This window comes from Candidatus Effluviviaceae Genus I sp., assembly GCA_016867725.1.
Lineage (GTDB): Bacteria > Joyebacterota > Joyebacteria > Joyebacterales > Joyebacteraceae > VGIX01.
This window is the reverse complement of the sequence record VGIX01000009.1, coordinates 15,113-37,416: the sequence shown is the minus strand read 5'-3', so window position 1 is coordinate 37,416 and position 22,304 is coordinate 15,113. Positions and strand designations below refer to the sequence as shown.

Here is a 22,304-nt window from a genome sequence, read left to right as displayed (position 1 = left end):
GCAGGACCCGCAGCAGAGCGGCAATCCGGCCATCGCCCTCCCGGGAAAGGAGCACGGGGAAGTGAGAACCAGACTGGTGAAGGAAAGAACGTGCGTCGGCATCCTCCTGCTGGCCGCGGCGACGCTGGCGGTGACCGGCTGCGATCAGAAGGGTGAGCCGGTGGACCGCACGCCGCCGACGGGCACCTACATCACGAACCCCGCGGACGGAACCGCGGTGAACAGCCCTCTGATCAACGTCCGAGGGCGCGCTGAGGTGGGCGCCACCGTGGACATCTTCGTCGACGGGGCATACCAGTCCAGCGGCGTGTCTTCCCCCGCCGTGCCGTACGACGGCGAGTTCGGCCGGTTCACCGTCACGGGGGTGCAGCTCGGCGACGAGGGCCAGAAGCTCATCACCGCCACCGTGACGGACATCTACGGCAACGTCGCCACGGAGCCGGTGCAGGTGACGATCACGCTCGATCAGACCCCTCCGCCGCTCGTGGCAGAGGACGTGCTCTGGGCGGTGTGGAAGGACACGCTGGGGGGCGTCTGGCAGACGAGCATGCCGCAGGTCACCTTCGTCGGGCGAACCGACGTGACGTCGTCCGGGCAGCGCCTGCGCTGGGGAAGCGCTGAGTCCTTCCCGGACTCCTCGTACGCCTACCCGGTCGATCAGCCGGAGTCGCTCCGGTTCTACATCCCGATCGACGTTCCACCGCTCGATCCGAACAACCCGGAGGCGCTCGTGAGATACTACGTCGACGCCTACGACGCCGCCCGGAACGTGACGACGCTGCCGCTCGACGTGTTCTGGGTGGCGGCGGGCAAGGAGACGACGCTCGCCTACGACGACGGGCTCTATGGAGCGCACACGAACTGGATCTCCGCGGGAGTCGGGCAGATGCTCGCGGTCAAGTTCAAGGCGCCGACGTGGGCCAACTACATCGTCGGCGTGCGGTTCCACACGATGAACGACGGGATCACTCACCCGACCAACCCCACGCTGCCTACGACGCAGCCCTTCCTCATCTGGGCGTGGAAGGTGAACCAGGATACCGGACTCCCCGGCGCGCCGGCGAACCAGGGACTCAGCACCGGCGAGCCGTACAGCTACCCGGAGGACGAGTGGGTCGAGTTCCGGCTGACGACCGCGGTGAACATCAGCAGCGCCGTGCAGTTCCCGAACAGGGAGTTCTTCGCGGGCATGGAGTGGCTGTACTCCTACAACCCGCGTATCGGCCTCGACAGGGATGTCCCGATCGACTACAAGAGCTACCTCTGGAACCTCGAGACGTGGGAGCTCCAGACGACCGCCGACATCATGATCCGGGCGATCGTCTCGGACCTGCCCAGCATCGGCGGCATGGCGCGCACGGCAGTCGTCAGGCCTGAGGCCGTGACCGTCCTGTCGACGAGGTAGCGGGTCCTCGGTCGCAGAGGCGGCATCGCCGCGCAGGAGAAGGGCCCCGGATCCTGGAGATCCGGGGCCCTCTTGCATGCCGACGCCGCCGGCGCGGGCGCCGTCAGCGAGTCAGGCGCCGCGCGCCACTTGGCTACATGCTGAGCACCTTGATCTTGTCACCCGGGTAGATGGGGGAACTCCAGGAGAGACCGTTCCACCGAAGGAGGTCCTTCGCGCTCTTGCCGTGCCGCCGCGCGATGGACGAGATGGTGTCGCCCTTCTTCACCGTGTACGTGACCGTGTGCTTCGCGGCGCTCGTCACGCGCTCCCCCTCGGGGTCGCGGTGTCCGACGGGGATGGCAAGGCTGTCGCCGACGCGGATCCGGCTCGCGTCGCGAAGTCCGTTCGCAGATGTGATGGCGCTGACGCTCGTGCCGTAGCGAGCAGCAAGCAGCGACACGGTCTCTCCCTGTCGGACGTCGTGCCGCTGCCAGCCGGCGCGCTCGTCCGGTGGCATTCTCTCCATTGCCGCGAGACACATCTGCCCCGTGCCTGGAGGCAGACGCAGCGTCGCCGCGGTCTTCCCGCTGCCCGGGGGAGGAGTGCACCACCGCCTCATGCCCGGGTTGAGGTCCTGGATCTCGCTGACCGCGACCCCGCACGCCCGCGCCACGGCCTCAAGGCCGTACGCATCACCCACTTCGATCGTGTCGTAGACCAGGGGCGCGGCGGCCGGTATGTCGTGAAAGCCGAACGTGGCAGGGTCGGACCCGATGATGACCGCCGCCATGAACTTCGGGACGAAGTCCTCCGTCTCCTTCGGGAGGTCCAGGCACCAGTAGTCGGGACACGACGGGTGCTTCTTCTGAGCGCGCAGCACGCGCCCCTCTCCGGCGTTGTAGCCCGCGAGCGCCAGCTCCCACGAGCCGAGGAGCTCGCGGAGGTCTCTCAGATACGCGCAGGCCGCCCGCGTCGCCTTCTCGGGGTCCCGCCGCTCGTCCACCCACCAGTCCACGCGGAGGCCGTACTGACGACCTCTGCACTCGATGAACTGCCACATCCCGGACGCGTGCGCTTTGGAATACGCCTTCGGATTGAGTCCGCTCTCGATCATGGCGAGATAGAAGAGCTCGGGGGGAAGCCCGTGCTCGGCGATGATCCGATCGATCATCGGACGGTACCTGCCCTCGCGCCCGAGCCACCGCTGCATCTCGTTGCGGCCGCGCCCCTGGAAGTAGCGCAGCCACTTGTCCACGCGGTCGTTGCGGACCACCGTGATGGGGTGGCGAGGCGCGCAGGCCTCCTGCGCTGTCGCGCCACCGGTCGCCACGGTGAGCGTGTCGGTCCGCGCGCGCTCCGCCGAGGGCGCGTACGCCCACTCGCCGCCCCTGCCCCCGAGGACGCGCACGAAGTAGCTGATCCTCTCGCGGAGCGCCTCGCGGCGTCCGTCGTCGCCGGGCGCATCCGAGGCGTCGAGCGCCTCTGCCGCGCGGCGGAGCGCCTCGCCGGCGTCCTGGTACCGGTCAAGGACATAGCACTCCAGGGCCACCCTGTAGTGCTCCTCTGCCGAGGCGATGGGATCGGCGCCCTCTACCACGGCTCCTGCCGTCCGCGGCCTGGTCGACGAGCAGCCCGTGACAAGGGCGAGAAGCGTGAGAAGAACTGCGAGAGCTTTCGCGTGCTTCATGGGGGCGGTAGGGTATCGAAGCCCGCCGGTGCCGTGCAAGGGAAAAAACAGCGCCCGCCTGAGGGGTTCCGGTTTGACGGATTCTTGACCATCGGATACAATTGGGCTAATCGTGAGACAGCGCGCGACCTCTGCCGGTCACGGGAACATGAAGAGGACCAGAGTCTCGACACAGGACTTCCTCGAACGGCTGCTCCCCGCCGCTTCCCTTGACGATGGGTGCCTCCGCCTCTGGAGAGCGGCGTGCCGCGCGGACGGTGACGCCGACGCGCTCGGAGCATCCGTGGCGCTCCTCGACCGTCTCTGCGATCTCGGGCGCATGCGACGGATCTCGAGAGCTGGTACCGGCGATGCCACCGAGCTCACCTACAGAGATCTCTCGACTCTGGACGTCGTCACGCTCATCGTTCCTGCGCGCCAGGCCGAGCCCGGCGCGGGACCGGCCACCCAACAGCCGCCGGGAACGACTCCGCAGGAGGCGACGCAGCCTGACCGGCGCCTTCTCGAGGCGGTCGCCGCCTCCAGCAGGCGCAACGACCTGGCGGGGGCTCTCGAGCATCTCGTGGAGCTGCTCCGTGGGGTCTACCTGTGCGAGCGCGTGTCGCTGAACATCTCGCGCGAGGTGGGCGTTGCCCACCCCGCGACGCTCGCCGAGCTGGACGACATCCTGAGAACGTCGGGCGGCGCGTCGATCGCGCCAGAGCGCGTCCGAAGGCAGGTCGAGGAGTCCGGTCAGGCGCTTCACGTTCCCGATCTCGGCGCCGACCCCGCGTTCGCGAAGCGACCGGGCGCGCGGGCCCGCGGGTCGGCCATTGTGGCGCCGCTCCGCGCGGAGGGGTACGTCTACGGCGTGCTCGAGGCGTGGCGAAGCGCGCCGCGCGCCTTCGAGCCGCGGACGGTGGCCGCCGCCGCGTTCATCGCCGAGTTCGCCGCCGGACTCATCAGGCGGCGCCTCGAGGTCGAGGAGATGGTCTTCATCGACCAGGTGACGCAGATCCACAACCGACGCTACTTCGAGGAGCAGCTCGAGCGCGAGATGGAGCGCTCCCGGCGGACGGGGAACGCGATGGCGCTTCTCATCGCCGACCTCGACGACTTCAAGCGCGTCAACGACACGCTCGGACACACGGCGGGGGACAGCGTGCTCCGGCAGGCCGCGAGGCTGCTGACCGAGAACGCGCGGCAGGTGGACATCGTCGCGCGATACGGGGGCGAGGAGTTCTCGGTGATCCTGCCCGACGTCACCGCCGAGTCCGCGCGGGCGGCTGCCGAGCGAATGCTGTGGACGATCGCTGAACATCGCTTCGCGACGGGAAGCGAGGCGACGCCGTGGTGGAACCTGACGGTCAGCGTCGGAGGCGCCCTCTTCCCGGTCGACGCGCAGACGAGGGCCGAACTCGTCGACAGGGCCGACAGGGTCGCGCTGTACGCCGCGAAGCGCGCGGGGAAGAACAGGGTGGTCTTCTGGAGCGACTCCGGGACTCGACAGCCCTGACGAGCGTCCCCTCGCTCTCCGAAGCCCTGGGGATCGAGCGGGGGCAGCTTGTCGCGTTCACGGGCGGCGGCGGCAAGACCACGGCCGCCCTCCGGCTCGCGCGCGAGCTTGTGGAACTCGGCTGGCGCGTTCTCGTCTCCACCACGACCAGGGTCGGCCCGTCCATGTCGGCCGAGCTGCCCGTCGTCTTCCTCGGCGCCGGCATCGTAGAGCGGATCGCGAGGTGCGTCGAGGCGCACCAGGTCGCGTTCCTCGCGGCCGGGCGCGCCGACGACGGCAAGTTCGAAGGCGTGTCGCCGACGGCGCTGGACGAGCTGGTCCGGGCGGGGCTCGCGGACGCGGTGCTCGTCGAGGCCGACGGGGCGCGGCAGAGGCCCTTCAAGGCGCCGGCCGCGCACGAGCCCGTGGTTCCCGCCTGCGCGTCCATCGTGAGCTTCATGATGGGGATCGACGCGCTCGGCCGGCCCGTGGAGGGCGCGTCGGTCCACAGGCCCGAGGTCGTGCTCGCCTACGGACAGACAACGGTGACCGCCGGTCTCATGGCCGCCGTCACCGCGTCGCCGAGCGGCGGACTCAAGGGCGTCCCGCCCGGGGCGGTCGCGCGCCCCATCATCAACAAGGCATTGGGGCCGCTCACCCGCGAGGCCGCGACCGTGGCCGCCGCCGTCCTCGCTCAGGGACACCCTTCCATCGATCGCGTGCTCGTGACGGACCTCCAAAGCGGCACCTTCGGCGTGCTCAGGCGACGAGGTTGACAGAGCGCGGTCCATCGTGGATGCTCTTGCCGCGTGCGGAACCGGGGCGCCGCCGGCGGCGCGCGGCGGCAGGCAGGAAGCAAGGAGGTGGACTTGGCTCGAGCGTACGTGAAGGTCAACGTGGCGGCCGGGAAGGAGCGTGACGTGAGAGACGCTCTTCTCAAGCGCCCGGGTGTGAGGTCGGCGGACATCACGAGCGGCGACCAGGACATCATCGCGCTCGTCGAGGCCGCGAGTTTCGACGCGCTGCTGGACATGACGCTGAACCAGCTCCGCACCATCGAGGGCGTCACCGGCACGGTCACCAACCTGATCATCGACCGCGATGAGGAGCGCGCGTGAGGCGGAGCGCCGCATGCGGGGCGGCCCGCCGCACAGCGCGCAGTGGAGCGTGACGCCATGGCAGTTGGGGAGATCAGCGTCGTGCCCGTCGGCGGTGGGAGCGCGAGCGTCAGCGCGCAGGTCGCGCGATGCCTCGACGTGCTGCGGGAGACCGGGCTCGCGCACGAGCTCACGCCGATGTGCACCGTCGTCGAGGGAGACACGAGGGCGATCCTGGACGCGGCGGCGCGGATGCACGAGAGCGCGTTCGGAGATGGGATCGTGCGCGTCCTGACGACGGTGAAGATCGACGAGCGCCGCGACAAGGAACTCACGATGCGGGGCAAGGTCGAGGCGGTGCGAAGAAGACAGCGGGACTAGGCGGCCGGAAGCAGCGGCCGCGCGGAGGAGCCGCGGGCCGATCCGCCGGGCTACTCGTCGAAGGAGAGAGCGGCGTCGGGAGAGGCGGGCCGCGGGCGCCCCGCCCAGAGCGTCACAAGAGCGGCCGCGAGGATCGCGCCGTCGGCCACGAAGATGATGAACGGCACGGTGAGGCAGAGCGTCGCCGAGAGGAACACCGGGATGATCACTCCGAGGAGCTTCGCGGTCGGGCTCACGTGTGGACTCCTTAGCAGTGGCGCTCTTGCTCCGTCCTCCTCGCCGGGATTCGTCCGGACTCGGTGACCAGGGACGATCTTCGAGTCCATGACTCAGAGTACCACAGTACAGTCATACTGTCAAGAATTCATATCGTCCCGGCGCACCGGAGGAGAGGACTCCTTGGAGCATGCGCGCGACGAAGGCGACGTTCGTCTTGAGCACAGGGCGCTCCTCGAGGCCGTGAGGACGCTCGCGTCCACGCTCGACGTCAACACGGTGCTCGAGCGCCTGCTCTATCTCACGCATCAGATGCTCGCCTTCGACTACTGCACGATCCTCCTCATCGCCGAGGACGGACGCAGGCTCGAGGTGGCCGCGCGCCACGGCTACACGGACAGCATCGTGAGCAGGACCGAGCTCATGGTCGGACGGGGCGTCACGGGACGGGTCGCGGAGACGGGCGAGGCGATCATCGTGCCGGACGTGAGCAAGGAGCTGCGCTACGTGGCCGGCCTCCAGGGCGCGAGGTCGGAGATGGTCGTTCCCCTGACGTTCGGCGGGCGCGTGCTCGGCGTGTTCGACGTGCAGAGTCCGGAGCTCAACGCCTTCACGGAGCGCGACAGGGAGTTCCTCGAGGTGCTTGCCGGCATCGCCGGCGTGGCCATCGTCAACGCCAGGGCGCACCTCGACGCCATCAAGCACCAGGAGGAGGTGTCCAGGCGCCGGGAGCTTGAGCACGAGCTCGATCTCGCCCGCGTCATCCAGGAGCGGCTCCTTCCGAGAGCCGACCCGGTGGCGCCGGGCTACGAGCTCGCGGGGATGAACCTCCCCAGCGAGACGATCAGCGGCGACTACTTCGACTACGTCGAGCTGCCGCACGGCCACCTCGGCATCGTCGTTGCGGACGTCTCGGGCAAGGGCGTTCCGGCGGCACTCCTGGCGGCGTCGCTCCAGGGAACGCTTCGGTCCCACATCGAGAACCTCTACTCGATCGCGACCATCATGGAGCGGGCGAACAACTCCCTCTGCCGGTCGACCACGGCCGAGAACTTCGCCACGCTGTTCTACGGTGTCCTCGACCCCGGCGGCGCCCTCACGTACGTCAACGCAGGGCACAACCCCCCGATCATCCTCAGAACGGACGGCTCATGCGAGCGGCTGACCGAAGGGGGGACCATCTTCGGCATGTTCACGGCCAGGAGATACCGCGAGGGCCGCGTGGACATGCATCCCGGCGACTACCTCATCGCGTTCACCGACGGCCTTCCCGACGCGGCGAGCGGCGAGGAGTTCTTCGGCGACGAGAGGATCATCGAGACCGCGCGGAGGACCCAGGGGTCGCCTGCCCGGCTCATGGCGTCCCTGCTCATCACCGAGGCCGACTCCTTCATCGGCCCCGGCGCGCCGGTGGACGACATGACGGTCGTCGTCGCGCGGCGCCTGGGCACACGCGAGGCTCCGTAGCATACCCGCCGCCCGGCCCGGCGCGCATGGCGCGCCGCGGCACGGATCCTGCTCGCTTGGCCGCGTCCCGAGACCGCCCCTGAGAGCGTCTGTCTGACCCCATCCGCCACGCCGCGGGCGCCGGCGGCGCTTGCCGCGCTTGCCGTCGCCTTCGGCATTCTCGTCGCCTCGGGCGCGGCCCGCGGACCCGTGCGAGCGCTCGCGCTCCGCGGGTTCGCAGTCGCGGCGCTGTGCGCTCCCGCCGTCGTCAACGCCGTTGACAGACGCGGCCGCCCGGGGCGGAGAGCGCCCGTGCTGATCGACGCGTGCCTCGTCGCGTCGCTGGCGGTCGCCGGCACGATCGCGTACGACGCGCACCACCGCCTCGCCGCCCGCGGCGACGCGCGCTTCCTGCCAAGGGACACGCCTCTCGCGCTCACTGCCAGGGTCGTGGAGACGCGGCCGTCCCCCGACGGCCCCGGTCGGGCCGTCGTCGCGCCGCTTCGCGCCTCGGTCGGGGACGGGGCGACGCTGGCCGTCTCCGGTCTTGTCTGGGTCTCGTGGCCGGACGCACACGCGCTTCCGCTTCGGGGCGATGTCGTCGAGCTGTCCGGAAGGCTCGGAACGCCTCGAGGGCGGCGGAACCCGGGGGACTTCGACTTCGCTTCGTACCTCAAGCACCGGCGCATCCTGAGCGTCATGCGTTGCGACGGCGCCCGGGTCGAGCGTCGGGCGGCAGGCCTGGGGCGCGCTCAAGGCTGGATCGTCGACGCGGTGCGCCGCCGGCTCCCCGCCGACTCCGCCGCGCTGATGGTGGGACTGCTGCTGGGGCGGACCGGCGAGCTTCCGGGCGACCTCATGGAGGCGTTCAGGCGGTCCGGAACGGTGCACATCCTGTCCGTGTCGGGGCTGCACGTGGGCTTCATCCTGCTCATGACCCATGCGCTCCTGCGTTCGGCCAGAGTGCCCCCGGCCGTCGCGCGTCTGCTGTCGGTCCCGTTCCTTCTGGCCTTCGCGGCGCTCATCGGTCCGCGGCCGTCCGTGCTTCGCGCGACCACCATGGCGTCCGTCGTCGTGGCATCGGGAGCGCTCGGGCGCGCGCGAAGCGCGCTCAACGCCGTGGGGGTCGCCGCGCTGGCCATCGTCGCGCTGGATCCGGGCAGCCTGATGGACACGGGGTTCCGGCTCTCCTACGGAGCCACGCTCGGCATCGTCCTCCTGTACGACCCGCTCGCGCGTCTCATCCCGTCGCCGAGGGTAGGGCCGGGGTCGCGCATGGCGTGGGCGGCCGACGCGCTCCGCCTGTCCACATCGGCCCAGCTCGCCGTCGCGCCCGTCCTGATCGCTACGACGGGCCAGTTCGCGGTGGCGGCCGCGCCGGCGAACCTGATCGTCGTGCCCCTCGCGGCGTTCTCGGTGGCGTGCGGCGTCGCCATGCTCGCCGCGGACGCTCTGCCCTGGCTGGCGTCGCTCTTCGCCGGAAGCGCGTGGGCGTCGCTGACGGCGCTCTCGTGGGCCGCCAGGCTCACGGGCGAGCGGGCGTGGTCCACCGCGCCCGTCGCCGCGCGGTTCGCGCCGGCCGCTCTGCTCGGCGTGGTCGCCCTCGGCCTTCTGCTTCGCGGGCGGCGGCCGCGCGTCGCCGGCCTGGCCGTCGCCGCCGTCGCCACCTCGCTGGCGTTCGCCCTTGCAACGAGGGGACCCGGGCGCGATCGCGCGCGCATCGTGTTCTTCGACGTCGGCCAGGGCGACGCCGCGCTGATCGAGCTTCCCGGCAGGCGCTACGTTCTCGTCGATGCGGGGCCCGCCGCGCCGTGGATGCGCTACGACGCGGGGAGCGCGGTCATCAGGCCGTATCTGCAGAGGGAGGCGGTGACCACGCTCGAGGCGCTCGTGCTCACGCACGGCCACGACGATCACACCGGGGGCGCGCCGGCGGTGCTGGCCGGCGTCCGCATCAGACGGCTGGTCCTTCCGGAGGGATGGGAGAGAAGCGCGCCGCTCGCGCGGGCCGCCGCGCGGGCGCGCGCGGCCGGCGCGCGGATCGTCTCGGTCGCCCGGGGCGACTCACTCCGCCTTCCGGGCGTGGACTCGCTGTTCGTCCTCGGGCCCCCGCGGGAGGCGGCAGCGCGGGGCCAGGACGAGAACGACGCCTCCGTGGTCCTGCTGCTGCGCGTCGGCCGAGCACGCGCCCTGCTCACGGGCGACGCCGGACGGCGCGTCGAGGAGCTCTCGTTGGCGCGCGGCGATCCCCTCGCCGCCGACGTGCTCAAGGTCGCGCACCACGGGTCGGCCACCTCGTCGAGCGGACCGTATCTCGACCGGGCCGCGCCGGGGATCGCCGTGGTCTCGGTGGGAGAGAGAAACCGGTTCGGCCATCCGGACGCCGGGGTGCTCGGGCGCCTGAGAGCGTGCGGGGCCGCCGCGCTCAGGACGGACCTGGAGGGGGCGGTTCTCGTCTGGCTCCGGGGTGATTCCCTGAGGGCGGAGGGGGTGGCAAGCGGCAGGAGGGTCGCCGCGGCGTTCCGCGATGTCCGCACAGCGTCGCGCGACACGATGTCGCGCGACTCGCGGAAGCCCCGCGATGCCCGCGCGACCGCTCAGGGCACGCGCGACCGCCTGGGACCGACGACCACGAGCGAGTAGTCTCCCGGATCGACCACGCGCCTCGCGGCGTCGAACACCTGCGACCGAGTGACCGCGCCGACGAGAGTGGGATAGGCGTCCTCGTAGTCGAGCCCGAGCCCGTAGCGCTCGATGCCGACGAGGCGCGAGGCGCGGGACTCGTTGGTCTCGCGGTCCAGCGCGTGACGCCCACGGAGGTACGCCACCGCCGCGGCGACCTCGTCCTCCGACGGCGGGGAGCTCCGGATGCGGCGCATCTCGTCCACGATCGCGTCCACGGCTCCGCGCGCGCGCTCCGGCGAGACCGCGGTGTAGGCCCAGAACACGCCCGGATCGCGGCCGGCCGTGCTCACCGTGTCGCTCTCGATGATGTAGGCGAGCCCCTCGACCTCGCGGAGCCGCGTGGCGAGCCTCGATGCGAGACCCGGGCTGTCGCCGAGGATCACGTCCATCACGGCCACGGCGTGGAAGTCGGGGTCGTCGCGGGCGATGCCCAGGCTGCCCAGGCTCAGGTGCGCCTGCTCCCTGTCCATGCGGACGAACCGCCTGGCGGGCTTCAGCCTGCGCGGCCGCGGCCCGTCGCAGGTCTCGATCCGGCCGTCGCCCGTCCACCCTCCGAACGCCTCGGCCGCGGCATCGAGGGCCGCGCCCGCGTCGAAGTCCCCCGACAGGCCGAGGACGGCGCGGCCCGGCGCGAACCAGGCGCCGTGGAAGGCGCGCGCGTCCGCGACCGAGAGGTCGCGCAGCGTCGCGGGCCGCCCCTCGATCGGCCGCGCGCGCGGGTGGTCCCCGTACACCGACGCGAAGAACTCGCGCCGGCAAACGCAGTAGGGGTCGTCGTCGTCCTCGACCACGGCGGTGAGCTCTCTGCGCCGCACGTCCTCGAACATCCTCCGGTCGAGCGTCGGCCGGGCCGCGGCTCCCGCCATCACGTCCAGGACGTCGCGCAGATGCTCCGACAGACCGACGGCCGACAGCGTCGTCGTCTCGTGCGCGCACGAGGCCTCGAGCGACGCCCCGAGCGCGTCGAGCCGCACGGCCATCGCGTCCCCGGCGAGGTCCTCGGACCCCTCGAGAAGGAGGCTCGAGGTCAGTGAGGCAAGACCCCACTTCCCTTCGGGGTCGCGGCACGACCCGGCCTCGACCGCCAGCACGGCGGCGAAGATCGGAATGGAGCGCGACTCGACGGCCAGCGCCGTGAGCCCGTTCGGGAGCGCGGCCCTGGCTATCCGTGACGCAGCCACACGGAGGTCCTCGATTCGGCGTTGAGATACCGTTCCATCGCGGCGAGCACGTCGGCCGCGCGGCACCGCTCGATGGAGCGCTCGAACTCGACCCCGAGCTCCCAGCCGCCGAGGCACTCCCAGAAGCCGAGCGCGCCGGCCAGCCCGAGGCACGTCTCCAGCGACACCATGAGGTCCACGCGGACGAGGTTCGCCGCCTTCGCGAGCTCGCCCTCGGGGATCCCCGTGCGCAGCATCGCGTCCAGTTCGCGCAGCATCGCGTCCTCCGCGCGCCGGAGGTCCACGCCGCGGTGGAGCGTCGCCGAGATCGTGAGCAGCCCCGGGTCCCTGCTCAGGATCCGGGCGGCCGACACGTCGGCGGCGACACCGCTCCCGGCGACGAGCGCGCGCCATAGCCGCGAGCTCCGTCCCGTCGCCAGAAGGGCGGGCAGGAGCTCCGCGGCGCCGGAGTCCTCGGCCGCCGCGGGCGGGCAGCGGTAGGCGAGGACGATCTCCTTCGTCCTGACGCTCGTCCTCACGACGGCGCGCCGGGGCCCGCGCTGCGGGGGCTCCGGCGCGACCGCCGTCGTCGCCGGCCGCGACGACGGCAGCGACCCGAACGCGCGCTCGGCTTCGTCCACGACGCGCGCCGGGTCCACGTCTCCGGCGACCACGAGCACGGCGTTCGCCGGCGTGTAGTGCGTCCTGTAGAACCCGGCGACGTCCTCGAGCGTCAGCGACTCGATGTCCTGTCGCCGGCCGATCACGGGGTTCCTGTAGGGGTGCGTGTCGTACACGAGCTCGGAGACGGTCTCGTCGAGCGCGGACTCCGGGTCGTCGTCGAGCATCTTCCGCTCCTCGACCGCCACGCGGCGCTCCATCTCGAGCGACTCGCGGTCGAGGACGCAGCCGGCCATGCGGTCGGCCTCGATGGCCAGCACGTCCCGCCAGTGCCCGTCGGGCAGCACGAAGTAGTAGGCCGTGGTGTCCGGCGTCGTGACGGCGTTGTTCATGCCGCCCAGGCGCCCTGTGACGGCATCCACGGCCCCGGCGGGGAACGCCGCCGTGCCGCGGAACATCATGTGCTCGACCAGGTGAGCGAGCCCCGTCTTCCCGGGAGGCTCGTCGCGCGAACCGCACCGGTAGAGAAGCAGCACGGCCGCGAGCGGAGAACTCCGCTCGACCGCGGCAAGGACGACGAGGCCGTTCGACAGAACGGCCCTCACGGGGGCGATGCCGTTCACGCTCCTGTCCTCTGCTGGCCTTCGGTCCCCGGATGGCTCGGCGCAGCCCCTCCGCACCACCCCTTGCCCTTGACTCTGCGGCACCGACAAACTTATGCTCCGCGGGCCGACCAGTCAAGCCGGCTCTGCGGCGCGGTCCCGGGGACGACGCATGCTTGCCTCCGACCTCCACGTGCACCTCGACGGCTCCCTCAGGGCGTCCACGCTCGTCGAGCTGGCCCGAGCCCAGGGCGCCTGGCCGAACGGGGCGCGAGGCGACGAGTACGCGGCGCGTCTGCGCTTCCGGGACGGCATGTCGCTCCGCGGATGTCTCGAACGATTCGAGGCGACGGTCGCCCTTCTCCAGTCCGCGGGCGCGCTCGGGCGCGCGGCTCGGGAACTTGTCGAGGACTCGCACCTCGACGGGGCGCGCCACATCGAGGTGCGGGTCTGCCCGCCGCTGCACACGAGGGGCGGGCTCTCCGCCGATCAGGTGGTCGGAAGCGTGCTCTCGGGTTTCGAGAGCGGCGCGGCGGGCGTCGCCGCGGCCTCGCCGGGCGACAGCGTGTCGGCGCGCATCGTCGTGACGGTCCTCGAGGGGATGGGCGCCGACGAGGCCGAGGCGCTCGCCGCCCTCGCGGCCCGGCACGCGGGCGGCGTCGTGGGGCTGGACCTTGCCGGCGACGAGTCGCTCTTCGACGCGGCGCGCTACCGTCGCGCGTTCGCGAGGGCGCGGGACGCGGGGCTCGGGCTTGCCGCGCACGCGGGCGAGGGACGCGACGCCTCGCACGTCAGGGTCGCGGTGATGGAGCTCGGCGTGCTGCGGATCGGTCACGGCACGGCGGCTTCGCGCGACCCGGAGGTCCTCTCGCTTCTCGCCGAGCGCGGCGTGACCGTCGAGGCGTGCCTGTCGAGCAACGTCCACACGGGCGCGGTCGCGACGATCGAGGACCATCCGCTCAGGACGTTTCTCCGAAGCGGCGTGCGCGTCGCCCTCGCCACGGACAACCGCTTCTTCTCGTCGACGACGCTGAGCCGCGAGTACGACCTCGCGAGGGAGCGCCTCGGCCTTACGGAAGCCCACGTGGCATCGCTCGTCGGAGACAGCGCGAGGGCGGCGTTCCTGCCGGACGAGGAGAGGCGTGGGCTTGAGCGTCTGTACCTGTCGAGCATCGGGAGAGATGCGCCGTGAACAGACTCAGAGTGGGAGTCCTCGCCTCAGGCAGAGGATCGAACCTCCAGGCGATCCTGGACAGCGCGCGGCGCGGGGACATCGACGTCGAGGTCGTCGTCGTGGTGAGCGACGTCGCGGACGCCGTGGCGCTCGAGCGCGCCAGAGCGGCCGGCGTGCCGGCGCTCCACGTTCCGCCGGGGCGCTTCAGGACGAAGCTCACGCCCGAGGCCGAGGAGGAGTACGCGAGCACCCTCGGGCGCCACGGCGCGGAGGTCGTCGCGCTCGCGGGGTTCATGCGGATCCTCCATTCGGGCTTCCTGGACCGGTTCCCCGGACGCGTGGTGAACATCCACCCGTCGCTTCTGCCTGCCTTCCCGGGCCTGAACGCCCAGAGGCAGGCGCTCGAGTACGGCGTCCGCTGGTCGGGGGCGACCGTGCACTTCGTGGACGCGGGCGTGGATGCCGGGCCGGTGATCCTGCAGGCGGCGGTGCCGGTGCTGCCCGAGGACTCGGCTGAGTCGCTGGCCGAGCGCATCCTCCGGGAGGAGCACCGGATCTACCCCGAGGCGCTCCAGCTCATCGCCGAACGCCGGCTCGCGGTCGAAGGCAGGCGCGTGAGGATCCTGCCCCGCGGCGGGGGGAGCGCCCCGTGAGGACGCTCGCCCTGGCGTTCGTCGCCGTCGTCATCGCGGGTCTGCCGCCGCGCGCGGACGCGGGCCGCGACTCGTCCGTGCTCATCCACCCGCCCTTCCGCCACTCCCTCGGCTTCCGCAAGGTGACGCCGTTGCACGTGTTCCTCTATCTCGGTGCGCGCACCCGCTTCGACGAGCCGGGCGCCATCGCCGCCGTGAAGCTGCGGTCGGAGGACGACCCCCGCACGGCGCGCGACGACGACGAGCTCACCGTGTTCGGCCTCAACGCCGGGCGCTGTCAGGTGCTCTACAACACGTCGCTGACGAGCGCAGACCTCTACGGTGCGTGCGGGGCGGGCGAGGGGCAGTTCCGCGGGCCCTCGGGAATCGCCGCCGACGAGGAGGGGAACGTCTTCGTCGCGGACCCCGGCAACGACCGCATCGTCCGTCTCGCGTACCGCGACCGCCGGCTGCGGTTCGTTCGGAACCTGAGCGGGACCGGGCCCGGCGAGGGCCGGTTCTCGCGGCCGTCCGGCGTCGCGGTCGGGGCCTCGGGCACGCTGTACGTCGCGGACACCGGAAACGACCGCATCGTCCTCACGACGCCCGCCGGAGCGTTCGTGGGATCGTTCTCCGGCGACGCCGCGGCCGGGGTGACGCTCGACGGGCCGTCCGCCGTCGCCGTCGTCGAGGCGGCCGACGAGTGGACGGCGCTCGCGCGTGACGCGATCGTCGCGGTGGACCGCGGCGGCACGCGCATCCTGTCCTTCGCGCGCGACGGCCGCCTCATCGCGACAGCGCGCTCGGAGGCGCTGCCCTTCCCGAACGCTCGCTTCCACCAGGTCGCCATCGACTTCTACGGCAGCGTGTACGCCACCGACACCGGTCGCTCGCAGATCCACAAGCTCGACGCCGCGCTCACGTACGTCGCCTCGCACGGAGGGCGCGAAGGCGGCCGGAGCGAGCTGGACGAGCCCCGCGGCATCACGATCTGGCGGCGGTTCGGGCAGGTGTTCGTCACGGAGCGGACCGGCGCGCAGTACTTCTGGATCGGCACGGAGGTGCGCGACCTTGAGGCGCGCGTCGTGCGCCCGCCCGGCGGACCGGCCGAGATCGAGCTTTCGTACACGCTGGTCGAGACGTCGCGCGTCACCGTCGAGCTCCTCGGACCGCGGGGCGAGGTCGTCCGCACGCTTCTCGGCCGGCGGAGGAGACCCATCGGCAGGAACGCCGAACGCCTCGAGGCCCCCGGGGTGGCAGCGGGCCGCTACACGCTCCGCGTCATGGCGGCACCCACGTACTCCGCGGGAAGCCACTTCCAAGATACCGCAGAGACAGCCATACAGCTCTAGCCGGGCGGGAAGGGCCAAGGGAGAGCCACAAAACGGCGCCTTGCGGCCTTCGCCGGGCTCTGCTAGGTTGTCAGGTCAGCTTGCCCAGGGAGAACCGCGCCCGGGGCGTCAGTGCGCCGAGGTGGACGATGTTCGACAACCTCCTCAAGCAGCTCTTCGGCTCGCGTGTCGACCGCGAGATGCGCAGGCTCGGCCCGGACGTCGACCGGATCAACGGGATCTGGGAGTCCTATCGGGGGCTGTCGGACGAGGCCCTCGCGGCGAAGACGACCGAGTTCCGGGAGCGCCTCGCGGCGGGCGAGACCCCGGACGATCTCATGCACGAGGCCTTCGCGGCGGCGAAGGAGGCCTGCAGCAGGCTCATGGGCAAGACCTGGGACGTTGTGGGGCTCCCCACCACCTGGGAGATGGTGCCCTTCGACGTCCAGCTCATGGGCGCCATCGTGCTCCACCGCGGCGGCATCGCCGAGATGGCCACCGGCGAGGGGAAGACGCTCGTCGCCACGATGCCCCTCTACCTGAACGCGCTGTCAGGAAAGGGCGCCCACCTCGTCACCGTCAACGACTACCTCGCCAGGCGCGACGCCGAGTGGATGGGGAAGGTCTACGAGACGCTCGGTCTCTCGGTAGGCTGCATCCAGACCCTCATGACGCCCGAGGAGCGGCGCGTGCAGTACGCCGCCGACATCACCTACGGCACGAACAACGAGTTCGGCTTCGACTACCTGCGCGACAACATGGCCGTGCGGCTCGAGGACCGGGTGCAGCGCGGCCACAACTACGCCATCGTGGACGAGGTGGACAGCGTCCTCATTGACGAGGCGCGGACGCCCCTCATCATCTCCGGGGTCGTCGAGCAGTCCACGCACATGTTCGACCGGCTCAAGCCGCCCGTCGAGCGGCTGGTGCGCAGGCAGGCGCAGGTCGTGAACTCGATCCTCGACGAGGCCGAGAAGCTCACGGCCGACCCCGGCACGCGACGCGAGGGGCTTGTCAAGCTCGTGCAGGCGTCGCGCGGCGCGCCGAAGCACCGGCGGCTCATGCGGCTCTACGAGGACCCCTCGCTCAAGACCGAGGTCCAGCGCGTCGAGACCGAGCTCATGCGGGACAAGCTCCTCACCGAGCTCGACGAGGACCTCCTCTTCGCGATGGACGAGCGCGGCCGCAACGCGTCCCTCACGGAGAAGGGCCGCGACCTGCTCTCGCCCGAGGAGCGGAACCTGCTCGTCCTGCCCGACCTCTCGGAGCAGCTCGCGGCGGTGGACGCGGACGGCGGCCTGAGCGACGCCGAGAAGGCGCAGCGCAAGAACGAGCTGCACATGGCGTACGCGCAGACGGGGGAGCGCATCCACAACGTGCAGGCGCTCCTCAAGGCGTACTCGCTGTTCGAGAAGAACGTGGACTACGTCGTGCAGGACGGGAAGGTCCTCATCGTCGACGAGTTCACCGGGCGGCTCATGCCGGGGCGGCGCTGGTCCGACGGGCTCCACCAGGCGGTCGAGGCCAAGGAGGGGGTCGAGATCGAGCGCGAGACGCAGACGCTCGCGACGATCACGCTCCAGAACTACTTCCGCATGTACGGCAGGCTCGCGGGGATGACCGGCACCGCCGAGACCGAGGAGGAGGAGTTCGGGAAGATCTACACCCTCTCGGTCCACGTGGTGCCGACCAACGAGCCCGTCCGGCGCGTGGACTACGACGACCGCATCTACAGGACGCGGCGCGAGAAGTTCGCGGCGGTCCTCGACGAGATCGCGAGGCTCCACGAGCGGAAGCAGCCGGTGCTCGTGGGCACGGTGACCGTCGAGGTCTCCGAGGTCATCTCGCGCATGCTCAAGGCGCGGCGGATCGAGCACAGCGTCCTGAACGCGCGGCACCACCAGCGTGAGGCCGAGATCGTCGCCGCGGCGGGCCGCGCCGGCGCCGTGACGATCGCGACGAACATGGCGGGCCGAGGCACCGACATCAAGCTCGGCCCGGGCGTCCTCAGGTGCGAGAAGTGCTGCGTCAAGTGCGTCGAGAGGGACTGCGCGCGGTGCGACAAGGACCACGACATGACCGACGAGTGCCTCGCCGACATGCCGTGCGGCCTCAGGATCGTCGGCACGGAGCGGCACGAGTCGAGGCGCATCGACCGGCAGCTCAGGGGCCGCAGCGGGCGCCAGGGCGACCCGGGGTCCTCGCAGTTCTTCATCGCGCTCGAGGACGACCTCATGCGCATCTTCGGGTCCGAGCGCATCGCCCGTGTCATGACGACGCTCGGCGTGAGGGAGGGCGACGTCATCGAGCACCCGCTCGTGACGAAGGCGATCGAGCGCGCGCAGAAGCGGGTCGAGCTCCACAACTTCGACATCCGCAAGCACCTGCTCGAGTACGACGACGTCATGAACCAGCAGCGGACCGTGATCTACGCCCAGCGCCTCAACACGCTCGAGGGCGGCGACCTGTCTGGCGAGGTGGCGGAGATCTGCCGCGACATCGTCGAGCGGAAGGTGCGCGCGCGCACGGACGGGCGCGAGCTGCCCGAGCAGTGGGACCTCGAGGGGCTCAGGGACGACCTGCGCCGCGTCTTTCTCGTCGACATCGACTTCAGGGACGCCGACGCCTCGGCGCTGCGGAGCGAGGCGCTCGTCGGGCACCTGCAGGACATCGTCGCGACGGCGTACGCGCGGCGCGAGGCCGATCTCACTCCCGAGATCATGCGCCGCCTCGAGCGCATCGTGTTCCTGCAGGTCATCGACCGGCACTGGCGCGACCACCTCTACGAGCTCGACCGGCTCAAGGAAGGCATCGGCCTTCGGGCGTACGGCCAGAAGGACCCGCTCCTCGAGTACAAGTCCGAGGCGTTCAGCATGTTCATGGACCTCGTCGAGTCCATCCAGGAGGACGCGGTCCAGCTCATCTTCCGCGCGCAGGTAGCACCCGTGGCCGAGGCGCAGCAGCGCGTGACGGGCGCACAGGCGCACCACCCGGACGCCCGCCGCGCGGCCGCGCCGCCGGCCGGCCAGCGGCCCTCGACGACGCCGCTGCCCGAGTTCGCGCCCGGCGTCCCGTCGGGCGGTCGCCCCGCGCAGCGCGACTTCGGCGCGCCGCCGCCGCGCCGCGCGCGCTCCGAGGAGGGCGCCGAGGACGAGGGGCCGAGGCCGGAGCCGGTCAGGAGAGCCGAGAGGGTGGGGCGCAACGATCCGTGCCCCTGCGGAAGCGGGAGGAAGTACAAGAAGTGCTGCGGCCGCGACCAGTAGCGCGGCGGCCATCGGAGCCGTCATGAGCAAGGCGCTCGTCATCGTCGAGTCCAAGGCGAAGGCGAAGACCATCAACAAGTTCCTGGGGCGGACGTACACCGTCAAGGCGTCCATCGGGCACGTGCGCGACCTGCCCAAGAAGGAGCTCGGGATCGACGTGGAGAACGGCTTCGCGCCGACCTACGTCACGATCCGCGGCAAGGGGAACGTTCTCAAGGAGCTGAAGGACGCCGCCGCGAAGTCGGACATGGTCTACCTGGCCTCCGACTTCGACCGCGAGGGCGAGGCCATCGCGTGGCACATCGTCCAGCAGCTTCGGCTCCCCGCGAAGAAGGTCCGGCGCGTCGTCTTCAACGAGATCACGAAGCGGGCGATCCTCGAGGCGATGGAGCGTCCCGGCGACATCGACATGCACAAGGTGGACGCCCAGCAGGCGCGGAGGGTCATGGACCGGCTCGTCGGATACAAGGTGAGCCCGGTCCTGTGGCGGACGATCTACCGCGGCCTGTCGGCGGGCAGGGTGCAGACCGTCGCCCTCAGACTCATCTGCGAGCGCGAAGAGGAGATCAAGCGGTTCGTCCCGAAGGAGTTCTGGACGATCGACGCCGTCTTCTGGACGGCGTCGGGGGCCGAGGTCGAGGCCCGGCTCGAGCGCATCGACGGAGCGAAGCCGAAGCTCGGCAACGGCCTCGACGCGGAGCGCGTCGCCGCGCGCGCGAGGAGCGCCGCCTTCACGGTCTCGAAGGTCGACCGGCGCGAGCGCCGCGTGAGCTCGCTCCCGCCGTTCATCACGAGCACGCTGCAGCGCGACGCGGCGAACCGGCTCCGCTTCTCGTCGAAGCGGACGATGGCGATCGCGCAGTCGCTCTACGAGGGGCTCCCGATCGGCGGCGAGACGACGGGACTCATCACGTACATGCGCACGGACTCGACGCGCGTCGCCGAGGAGGCGATCGCCGAGGCGCGCGCCCACGTCGAGGCGACGCTCGGGAAGGACCACCTCCCGGCCGAGCCCAGGAGGTACCGCGCCGGGAAGGGCGCGCAGGACGCGCACGAGGCCATCCGTCCGACGTCCGTCGCGCGCACGCCGGACTCGCTGCGCGGCGACCTGAGCCCCGAGCAGCTCAGGCTGTACGAGCTCATCTGGAGACGGTTCGTCGCCTCGCAGATGTCGCCGGCGGTCTACGAGAACACGACCGTGTCGATCGAGGGCGACGGCCTGCTCTTCCAGGCCTCCGGCTCGGTGCCGCGTCACGCGGGCTGGACGGCGGTGTACCCGGCCGTGTGGAAGGACGTCAAGGAGCTCCCCGCGCTGAGCGAGGGCGAACGCGCGACGCTCGAGTCCGCGGCGGCAAACCAGCGCTTCACGAAGCCGCCCGCGCGCTACTCGGAGGCCACGCTCATCAAGGAGCTCGAGGCGAAGGGGATCGGCCGGCCGAGCACGTACGCGACGATCGTCGACACGCTCAAGAAGCGCCAGTACGTGAACCTCGAGAAGCGGCTCTTCATGCCGACCGCGCTGGGCTGCACGGTGTGGAATCTCCTGGGCCACGGGTTCCCGGACATCTTCGACGTGCAGTTCACCGCCCGCATGGAGGGCGAGCTGGACCGCGTCGAGGCCGGCGAGGACGGGTGGGTCTCGGTCGTCCGCGACTTCTACGACCCCTTCAGCTCGCGGCTGACCGAGGTCGAGGGAAGGATCGACGAGCTCAAGCGGTCGCTCATCACCGAGACCGACAGGCGCTGCGAGAAGTGCGGCGCGCCGATGGTCGAACGCTGGGGACGCAACGGCCGGTTCCTCGCCTGCTCAAGCTACCCGAAGTGCAAGTTCACCATGCCGCTCGACGGCAAGGAGCGGCGCCAGTACGACGTCCGGTGCGACCGCTGCGGCGCCCCGATGCAGGCCAAGCACGGGCGCTTCGGCGAGTTCCTCGGCTGCACGAAGTACCCCGAGTGCAAGGGCACCGCGCCGCTCCCGACCGGCGTCGCGTGCCCGAAGCAGGGGTGCGAGGGCGTGCTGGTCGCGAGGCGGACGAAGCGCGGCAAGACCTTCTACGGGTGCAGCGCGTATCCGAAGTGCGACTTCGCGGTCTGGGACAAGCCCGTCCCGGTGAGCTGCCCGTCGTGCCAGGCGGGCTTCATGGTGAAGCGGAAGGCGAAGGACGGCGGAAGCGAGCTCGTCTGCCTCGAGTGCGGCGAGCGGACGACCGGAGAGACCGAGGCGCCCGGTGACGAGGAAGCCTAGGACGATCGCGAAGCTCGCCGAGGCGTTCGCCGCCGAGCTCGAGACGCGCAACCTCTCGCCCCACACGCTCTCCGCCTACCGGAGGGACCTCGAGCAGTTCCGGCGGTTCCTCGTGGACCTCGCGCGCGACGAGGAGCCGACGGTCGCGCACCTGACGCCCCGGGCGACGCGGAGGTTCGTCGCCTCGCTCGCCGCGTCGCGCTTCGCGCGGAGGTCGGTGCGGCGCAAGCTGGCCGCGCTCAAGTCCTTCGCGAGGTACCTCGCCTCCGAGGGCGTCATCGAGACGAACCCGACCGTCGGCCTCGCGGGGCCGAAGCTGGAGAGAAGGCTCCCGGTCTTCCTGTCGGCGGGCGAGACCGAGCGGCTCTTCGGCGCCGCGCCCGGGAACGCCCCCGCGGCGCTTCGCGACCGGGCGATCCTCGAGCTCTTCTACAGCACCGGCGTCCGGCTGTCCGAGCTCACGGCCCTCAGGATCGGCGACCTCGACTTCGCGGGGCGGACGGTGCGCGTGATGGGCAAGGGGCGCCGCGAGCGCATCGTCCCGTTCGGCCGCGCCGCGGCCGACGCCGTCAGGCGTCACCTCGCCGCGTCCGGGCGCTCGTCGCGCGGGGACGCGGTGTTCGCGGGACCGTCGGGGGCGCGCCTCTGCGGGCGGACGGTGCAGAGGATCGTCGCCAGAGAGCTTGCGAGGGTCTCCGAGGCGAGGCGGGTGAGCCCCCACGTGCTCAGGCACACGTTCGCCACGCACATGCTGAACGCGGGCGCCGACCTGCGCGCCGTGCAGGAGCTCCTGGGACACGCCAGCCTCTCGAGCACGCAGATCTACACGCACGTGACGACGGAGCGCCTGAAGGAAGTGTACCGGCGGGCGCACCCGCGGGCCTGATGAACCGGAGGGAAGCG

General features: G+C 71.2%; 17 protein-coding genes. 13 read left to right on the top strand and 4 right to left on the bottom strand.

All coding sequences use genetic code 11. The features are described from left to right. Positions 1 to 61 precede the first annotated feature (61 nt). Positions 62 to 1,405: a hypothetical protein gene (locus FJY74_03910; protein MBM3307451.1), complete on the top strand. Its 1,344-nt coding sequence runs from the start codon at positions 62 to 64 to the stop codon at positions 1,403 to 1,405. 133 nt (positions 1,406 to 1,538) lie between these two features. On the opposite strand, the gene FJY74_03905 is transcribed toward FJY74_03910, so the two are convergent. Then, positions 1,539 to 3,074: a LysM peptidoglycan-binding domain-containing protein gene (locus FJY74_03905; protein MBM3307450.1), complete on the bottom strand. Its 1,536-nt coding sequence runs from the start codon at positions 3,072 to 3,074 to the stop codon at positions 1,539 to 1,541. A gap of 148 nt (positions 3,075 to 3,222) precedes the next feature. Here FJY74_03905 and FJY74_03900 point away from each other — a divergent pair, with 148 nt between their 5' ends. The 4 genes from FJY74_03900 (at position 3,223) to FJY74_03885 (ending at position 6,026) form a co-directional block, all read left to right on the top strand. Beyond that, entirely contained in the window at positions 3,223 to 4,569 is a 1,347-nt protein-coding gene (locus tag FJY74_03900; protein ID MBM3307449.1) for a sensor domain-containing diguanylate cyclase, read from the top strand. Between the two features lie 110 nt (positions 4,570 to 4,679). Then, the gene (yqeC, locus tag FJY74_03895; GenBank protein ID MBM3307448.1) at positions 4,680 to 5,324 is read left to right on the top strand and encodes a putative selenium-dependent hydroxylase accessory protein YqeC; all 645 of its coding nucleotides are present in this window, start codon (positions 4,680 to 4,682) and stop codon (positions 5,322 to 5,324) included. 93 nt (positions 5,325 to 5,417) lie between these two features. Further along, positions 5,418 to 5,666, top strand: coding sequence for an Lrp/AsnC ligand binding domain-containing protein (locus FJY74_03890; GenBank protein MBM3307447.1), 249 nt, complete (start codon positions 5,418 to 5,420; stop codon positions 5,664 to 5,666). A gap of 57 nt (positions 5,667 to 5,723) precedes the next feature. Then, positions 5,724 to 6,026: an MTH1187 family thiamine-binding protein gene (locus FJY74_03885; protein ID MBM3307446.1), complete on the top strand. Its 303-nt coding sequence runs from the start codon at positions 5,724 to 5,726 to the stop codon at positions 6,024 to 6,026. A gap of 50 nt (positions 6,027 to 6,076) precedes the next feature. Here FJY74_03885 and FJY74_03880 read toward each other — a convergent pair whose 3' ends face one another. Further along, the gene (locus tag FJY74_03880; protein ID MBM3307445.1) at positions 6,077 to 6,262 is read right to left on the bottom strand and encodes a hypothetical protein; all 186 of its coding nucleotides are present in this window, start codon (positions 6,260 to 6,262) and stop codon (positions 6,077 to 6,079) included. Positions 6,263 to 6,425: 163 nt separating this feature from the next. Here FJY74_03880 and FJY74_03875 point away from each other — a divergent pair, with 163 nt between their 5' ends. Both FJY74_03875 and FJY74_03870 read left to right on the top strand, forming a co-directional pair. Beyond that, positions 6,426 to 7,709, top strand: coding sequence for a SpoIIE family protein phosphatase (locus tag FJY74_03875; protein MBM3307444.1), 1,284 nt, complete (start codon positions 6,426 to 6,428; stop codon positions 7,707 to 7,709). Between the two features lie 291 nt (positions 7,710 to 8,000). Next, positions 8,001 to 10,331 (top strand): DNA internalization-related competence protein ComEC/Rec2, encoded by a 2,331-nt coding sequence (locus FJY74_03870; protein MBM3307443.1) that lies wholly within the window; start codon positions 8,001 to 8,003, stop codon positions 10,329 to 10,331. Here FJY74_03870 and FJY74_03865 read toward each other — a convergent pair. Both FJY74_03865 and FJY74_03860 read right to left on the bottom strand, forming a co-directional pair. Beyond that, positions 10,286 to 11,554, bottom strand: a complete 1,269-nt coding sequence (locus FJY74_03865; GenBank protein MBM3307442.1) for an insulinase family protein — start codon at positions 11,552 to 11,554, stop codon at positions 10,286 to 10,288. The genes FJY74_03870 and FJY74_03865 overlap by 46 nt on opposite strands. Further along, on the bottom strand, positions 11,536 to 12,777 hold the full coding sequence (locus FJY74_03860) for an insulinase family protein (GenBank protein ID MBM3307441.1): 1,242 nt from the start codon (positions 12,775 to 12,777) through the stop codon (positions 11,536 to 11,538). The genes FJY74_03865 and FJY74_03860 overlap by 19 nt, the downstream gene beginning before the upstream one ends. 151 nt (positions 12,778 to 12,928) lie before the next feature. Here FJY74_03860 and add point away from each other — a divergent pair, with 151 nt between their 5' ends. The 6 genes from add to FJY74_03830 all read left to right on the top strand — a co-directional run bounded on the left by add (position 12,929) and on the right by FJY74_03830 (position 22,287). Continuing rightward, positions 12,929 to 13,948 (top strand): adenosine deaminase, encoded by a 1,020-nt coding sequence (add, locus tag FJY74_03855; protein ID MBM3307440.1) that lies wholly within the window; start codon positions 12,929 to 12,931, stop codon positions 13,946 to 13,948. Then, positions 13,945 to 14,583, top strand: a complete 639-nt coding sequence (locus FJY74_03850; GenBank protein ID MBM3307439.1) for a phosphoribosylglycinamide formyltransferase — start codon at positions 13,945 to 13,947, stop codon at positions 14,581 to 14,583. Before add ends, FJY74_03850 begins: the two co-directional genes overlap by 4 nt. After that, a complete protein-coding gene (locus tag FJY74_03845) occupies positions 14,580 to 15,914 on the top strand; it encodes an NHL repeat-containing protein (GenBank protein ID MBM3307438.1) in 1,335 nt (444 codons plus the stop codon). Before FJY74_03850 ends, FJY74_03845 begins: the two co-directional genes overlap by 4 nt. A gap of 128 nt (positions 15,915 to 16,042) precedes the next feature. Next, positions 16,043 to 19,156 (top strand): preprotein translocase subunit SecA, encoded by a 3,114-nt coding sequence (secA, locus tag FJY74_03840; protein MBM3307437.1) that lies wholly within the window; start codon positions 16,043 to 16,045, stop codon positions 19,154 to 19,156. Positions 19,157 to 19,178: 22 nt separating this feature from the next. Then, positions 19,179 to 21,401 carry a type I DNA topoisomerase gene (gene topA, locus FJY74_03835; GenBank protein ID MBM3307436.1) on the top strand — a complete coding sequence of 741 codons (2,223 nt, stop codon included), beginning with the start codon at positions 19,179 to 19,181 and terminating at the stop codon, positions 21,399 to 21,401. 4 nt (positions 21,402 to 21,405) lie between these two features. Continuing rightward, positions 21,406 to 22,287 (top strand): tyrosine recombinase XerC, encoded by an 882-nt coding sequence (locus FJY74_03830; protein ID MBM3307435.1) that lies wholly within the window; start codon positions 21,406 to 21,408, stop codon positions 22,285 to 22,287. Positions 22,288 to 22,304: the final 17 nt, after the last annotated feature.